The 6,482-nt window shown below is 68.3% G+C and carries 1 protein-coding gene; it reads left to right on the top strand.

Going from position 1 to position 6,482, the window contains the following annotated elements:
• Positions 1 to 89: 89 nt before the first annotated feature.
• Entirely contained in the window at positions 90 to 6,038 is a 5,949-nt protein-coding gene (locus tag ACYF6T_RS40950; RefSeq protein WP_461703052.1) for an amino acid adenylation domain-containing protein, read from the top strand.
• Positions 6,039 to 6,482: the final 444 nt, after the last annotated feature.

Below are 6,482 nucleotides of genomic sequence, written 5' to 3'. Positions count from 1 at the left end.
CCGAACAGGCCCGCCTCGACCTGCCCGGACTGCGCCATTCGGGCGTGGGCATGGGTGAGCCTCCCGCAAAGTTCGATCTGAACGTGACGATGTCCGAGATTCCCGACACCGACGGCAACCCCGCCCTCCTCACGGGCGCCGTGACCGTGGCAGCAGACCTGTTCGACCAGGCGTCGGCGGATCTTCTGGCGCAACGGCTCACACGGGTCCTGGAAACAGTGGCGCTCGATGCTTCGATCGCGGTCAGCGCGGTGCCGATCCTCAACGAGACCGAGCGGATCCAGGTACTCGAACACTGGAACGACACCTCCGCAGACGTGACGGACGGACTGGTGACGGAGCTGTTCGAGGCACAGGTGACACGATGCCCCGACGCTGTGGCGGTGCTGGACCAGACCACCTCCCTGTCATACGGAGAGCTCAACGCGTCGGCGAACCGCCTGGCACGACTGCTCGCCTCCCATGGTGTGGGCCCCGAGGACCTGGTCGGGCTGAGCCTGCCGCGAGGTGCCGCACAAGTGGTCGCAGTGCTGGGCGTGTTGAAGGCGGGCGCCGCATACGTGCCGATCGATCCGGAGTACCCGGACGAACGGATCTCGTACATGCTCGCCGACGCAGCCCCAGTGTTGCTGCTCACCGACCAGCGGACCCTCGCCGACCTGCCCCGGGGCGAGTTCACCTCCGTGGCGCTCGACGATCCGGCGGTGGTCGCGGAGCTGGCCGGTACGGACGCGGCTGACCTGACCGTACCCGTGTCGCCCGCTCATCCGGCATACGTGATCTACACCTCGGGCTCGACAGGGGCCCCCAAGGGGGTTGTGGTCACTCACGAGGGACTGGCGAACTACGCGGGATGGTGCCGTCGGGCGTACCCGGAGGTGGCCGAGTCGAGCCTGCTGCATGCCTCGCTCTCGTTCGACGCCGGGGTCACCGGTTTGTACGGAGGACTGACCTCGGGAGGCCGGGTCGTCGTGGCGGAGTTGGACGAACGGCTGCCACGGGTGCTGGCCGGGACACGCCTCGGGTTCCTCAAGCTGACGCCGTCGCACCTGCCAGTCCTGGAGCAGCTGCCGCCCGAGGTGCTCCCGACCGGGCGGCTGATGATCGGTGGTGAGGCCCTGTCCGGGGCGGTGCTGGACCACTGGCGGTCGCGGCTGCCGTCCGTGACGCTCGTCAACCACTATGGTCCGACCGAAGCCACGGTGGGCTGCACCGACCACCTGATCACGCAGGCCGACACCGCCCAAGGCGTGGTGCCGATCGGCAGGCCCATGGCGAACATGCGTGCATACGTGTTGGACGAGTTTCTGCAGCCGGTGCCTGCGGGTGTGGTGGGTGAGTTGTACGTAGGGGGTCCGCAGGTGGCGCGGGGGTACCGGGGCCGGCCGGGGCTGACCGCGGAGCGGTTCGTGGCGGATCCGTTCAGCGGTGAGGGCTCGCGCTTGTATCGCACGGGGGATCGCGTGCGGTGGACCGGGGCCGGATGTCTGGTGTTCACGGGTCGTGTGGATGATCAGGTGAAGATCCGTGGTTTCCGGATCGAGCCGGGTGAGGTGGAGGCCGTCGTTGCCGCGCATCCGCAGGTCGTGCAGGCCGTGGTGATGGTGCGGGAGGACGTGCCGGGGGACCGGCGGCTGGTGGCGTACGTGGTGGCCGATGCGCCGGTGGAGGGGGATGTGCCCGCCTCGGTGCTGGCGCATGGAGCGGGTCGGTTGCCGGAGTACATGGTGCCGTCGGCGGTGGTGGTGCTGGATGAGCTGCCGTTGACGGTGAACGGGAAGCTGGACCGCTCGGCGCTGCCCGCCCCCGACTTTGGTGTGGGTAGTGGTGGTCGTGGTCCGTCCTCGGTGGTGGAGGAGGTGTTGTGCGCGGCGTTTGCCGAGGTATTGGGCCTGGAGCGGGTCGGAGCGGATGATGATTTCTTCGCTCTGGGTGGGCATTCGCTGTTGGCGGTGTCGTTGGTGGAGCGGTTGCGGTCGCGGGGGGTCGGGGTCAGCGTGCGGGCGCTGTTCGGGTCGCCGACGCCGGCGGGGATCGCGGCGGTTGCGGGGGTGCCGGGGGTCGTGGTGCCGGCGAATCTGATTCCGGAGGGTGCGCAGCGGATCACTCCGGACATGGTGACGCTGGTCGACCTGTCGCAGGTGGAGCTGGACCGGATCGCGCAGTGCGTCGAGGGTGGTGCGGCGAACATCGCCGACATCTATCCGCTGGCTCCGTTGCAGGAGGGTATGTTCTTCCATCATCTGATGGCTGCCGGTGACGGTGGGGCTGATCCGTATGTGTCGCCGCGGGTGGTGCGTGTGGAGTCGCGGGAGCGGCTGGATGCGGTGATGGCGGCATTGCAGCGGGTGGTGGAGCGGCACGATGTGTACCGCACCGGCATTGTGTGGGAAGGACTCGCGGAGCCGGTGCAGGTGGTGTGGCGGCGTGCGGTGGTGCCGGTGACGGAGACGGTGCTTGAGGCTGGCGTGGACGCGGTGGAGCAGCTGTTGCGGGCGGCTGGTGGCCGGATGGCGCTGGATCGGGCGCCGTTGGTGCGGGTGACGGTGGCGCTGGAGCCGGACGGGTCGGGATGTTGGCTGGCGTTGTTCCAGATGCATCATCTGCTGCAGGATCACACGGGGTGGGACGTGGTGCTGTCGGAGATCGGTGCGTTGTTGCGGGGTGAGGCCGGTGGGCTGCCCGATCCGGTGCCCTTCCGGGAGTTCGTGGCGCAGGCGCGGCTGGGTGTTTCGCAGGTGGAGCATGAGCGGTATTTCGCCGGGTTGTTGGGTGATGTGACGGAGCCGACGGCGCCGTTCGGGTTGTTGGATGTCCATGGGGACGGGTCGCGGACGGTTCGGGCGCATCATGAGCTGGACGAGGGGGTGGGAGTTCGCGTCCGGGAGCAGGCACGGCGGCTGGGTGTGTCGGCGGCCACGGTGTTCCATGTGGCGTGGGCGCGGGTGCTGGCGGCGGTGTCCGGGCGACGTGATGTGGTGTTCGGGACGGTGTTGTTCGGCCGGATGAATGCCGGCCGGGGTGCCGACCGGGTGCCGGGGATGTTCTTGAACACTCTGCCAGTGCGGATGCTGGTGGATGGTCTCGGTGTTGTCGACGTGGTACGGGCGATGCAGTCGCAGCTGGCCGATCTGCTGATGCATGAGCATGCTCCGTTGACGCTGGCGCAGCGGGCCAGCGGTGTGACGGCGCCCGCTCCCCTGTTCACCTCCATCTTCAACTACCGGCACAGCGCCGGTCGGCGGCACGCGCCGGACGTACCGCGCGCCTCGGGCATCCAGCAGTTGTTCACCAGCGACACCACCAACTACCCGCTGGCGGTGGACGTGGACGACTTGGGTTCAGGGTTCAGGATCAGCGTCGAGGTGCTCGACCAGGTTGCTCCGGACTCTGTCTGCCGTCTGCTGAGCACCGCTGTTAACCGTCTTGTGGCAGCGCTCGAACGGGAACCGGATGCTTCCTACGATCAGATCGCGGTCCTTGACGAGCCGGAACTGCACCGGATCGTGCGGCGGTGGAACGAGACTGCGGTGGAGGTGTCGGAGTCTCTGGTGCCGGAGTTGTTCGCCGAGTGGGTGGCGCGGGGTCCCGATGCGGTGGCGCTGGTGGACGGTGACCGGATGGTCACCTATGCGGAGTTGGCCGGGCGAGCCGAGCGTCTGGCCGGCCTGCTGAGGGCTCGTGGTGTGGGCCCGGAGGACGTGGTGGGCCTGTGTCTGCGGCGTGGCCTGGACCTGTATGTCGCCGTGCTGGCGGTGTGGAAGGCGGGCGCCGCCTATCTGCCACTGGACCCGGAATACCCGCCGCAGCGGACCGGTTTCCTGATCGAAGATGCGGCTCCGGTGCTGGTGTTGACCTCTCGGGCGACCGGCTCCGTGTTGCCTGCGCACGCCGCCCGGCGCGCGGTCGTGTTGGATGATCCTGCCACGGTCGGGGAGTTGGCCGAGGTGTCGCAGGTGCATCTTCCTGCGGGGCTGTTGCCTGGGCATCCGGCGTATGTGATCTACACCTCGGGTTCGACGGGTGTGCCCAAGGGCGTGGTCGTCACCCACGGCGGATTGGCGAACCTGTCGGCGGCGCAGCTGCGGCACTTCGGGCTCGGGGCGCGGGACCGCGTGCTGCAGTTCGCGTCGATCGGCTTCGACGTGTCGGTGTCCGACATGGTGACGGCGTGGGCTGCCGGAGGTGGTCTGGTGGTGACCGGCGGCCGGGAGGATCTGGTCGGAGCGGGCCTGGCCGATCTGGTGGCACGATCGGGGGTCACCTACGCGGACCTGCCGGTGGCGGTGCTGGCGGAGGTCGAGCCGCAGGCGCTGGCCTCGGTGCGGACGGTGGTGTCCGGTGGAGATGTGCTGGGTGCCGAGCAGGTGGCGCGGTGGGCGCCGGGCCGGCAGTTCGTCAACGCCTACGGACCGACCGAAACCACGGCGACCGTGTCGATGACGAAGGGCCTCACAGCCGACGAGAACGTGCACATCGGGTCTCCGTTGCCCAATACCCGGATGTTCGTGCTCGATGACTGGCTGCAGCCGGTTCCGGTGGGTGTGGCCGGGGAGTTGTACGTGGCCGGCGCGGGTGTGGCGCGCGGCTATCTCAACCGTCCGGGGCTGACCTCCGAGCGGTTCGTCGCCGATCCCTTCTCAGGTGACGGTGGCCGGCTGTATCGGACCGGGGATGTGGTGCGCTGGACCGATCACGGGAATCTGGTGTTCCTCGGGCGAGCCGACGACCAGGTGAAGATCCGCGGATTCCGGATCGAGGTGGGTGAGGTCGAGGCTGCGTTGGCAGCGCACCCGCAGGTGTCCCGGACTGCGGTCGTCGTCCGCGAAGACGTGCCGGGCGACAAACGGCTCGTGGCCTACGTCGTGCCGTGCGGGGCCGAGGAGACCGATCTTCCCGCTGTCATCCGCTCGTTCGCGGCCGACCGCCTGCCCGAGCACATGGTTCCTGCGGCGGTGACACGCCTCGACACGCTGCCGCTCACAGCGCACGGCAAGCTGGATCGCCAGGCGTTACCCGCCCCGGAGTACGCGCCGGCACCCCAGAAAGCGAATGCCGAAAACCGTCCGGAAGAGGTACTCTGCGCCGCGTTCGCCGAAGTCCTGGGCCTCGAACAGGTAGGCGTCCACGACAACTTCTTCAGCCTGGGCGGTCACTCGATGCTCGCCGTGGCCCTGGTGGACAAGTTGCACGGCTGGGGTGTTCGCATCACGCTGCGCACACTCTACGAAGCGCCGACGCCCACGGCGCTCATCCGGCGCGTGGGCACCGGGGCTTTGAGGGACGCACTGAACGTCGTCCTGCCCATCCGGACTGAGGGCAGCCAACCGCCGTTCTTCTGCGTGCATCCTGCGGGCGGAATGAGCTGGGGCTACATGCCGCTGGCCAGGATCGTTCCGGACGATCGGCCGCTGTACGGTCTCCAAGACCCGGGCTTGGTCCCCGGCGGTGCACTGCCCACATCGGTCGGGGAGATGGCGGCCGTGTACGCACGGCACATCCGAGCCATCCAGCCAACAGGGCCTTATCACGTCCTCGGTTGGTCGTTCGGCGGAACTGTCGCGCACGAGATGGCGGCGCAGCTGCGAGCCGCAGGCCACGAGACGGTCCTGGTCGTGATGGACACATACCCAAGGCATGTGGATGAGGCCGGCGGAGGTGAACTGATCGACGACGGCGACGACCCTGAAGCCGAGGCACTCGAGCAGGCCCGCGCCGCCCGCGATCGTGTCCTGCCAGGGTTGGAGGACGACGAGGTCGAGGTCGTCGCCCGGGTCCTGGCGAACAATCAGCGGATTCTTGTGTCGCACGAATTCCCCACCATCGACGGGGACATGCTGCTGATCACCTCTACGGTGGGCAAGCCGGAGGGAGCCGCACCACTCGATGCCTGGCGACCGTATGTCAGGGGACAGATCATGGACATACGGATGGCCTGCACCCACCCCGAAATGATGACGCCGCCACGTCTGGCGGAGGCCTGGGCCGCGATCGAGACCTGGTTGGAGGCACGCGACGAGCGGAGCGAAGGGCTTTGATGCGCCGAGGGCGGTACACCGTCCGTCCGTGTGCGCCGTCCGAATCCACCGGGCCCCCGCACGGCGAAGTCTGCGAGGTCGGGACACGCCGTACCCGCCAGCTCACCGAACGGAGTGGGGCGGAGCAATGCGGTGGAGCGATGTCCAACTGCACATCCGAGGCACTTGAACACGCGAGCCTGAGTCCAAAAGGAGGGCCCCTGACAGCTGTTGATTGCTGCTGTGGCGTGGTGCCATCGTGATGTCGCGTCGGGGGCGTCCGGAGCCGCGGTTCGACGGACGAAGCCGTCTCCGTACAGACGGCGGCCGCGGCCTCCGCCGTAGGTGCCGCGGCTCGCCGGAGAACACCACCCGCCTGAAGACAGCGTCTACCTGGGAATCCAGGACTGTGACCACCTGAGAGCGAAGCACCGGCAGCAGGTCGGAAAGCGACGCAAGCCCGAA

The organism is Streptomyces sp. 7R007 (assembly GCF_054850255.1).
The sequence above is the reverse complement of the archived record's forward strand: the minus strand, read 5'-3'. Positions and strand labels throughout refer to the sequence as shown.

Excerpts from the sequence above, each read along its gene's own strand:
- ACYF6T_RS40950 (WP_461703052.1), top strand. The coding sequence starts at position 90 with ATGTCCGAGATTCCCGACACCGACGGCAACCCCGCCCTCCTCACGGGC.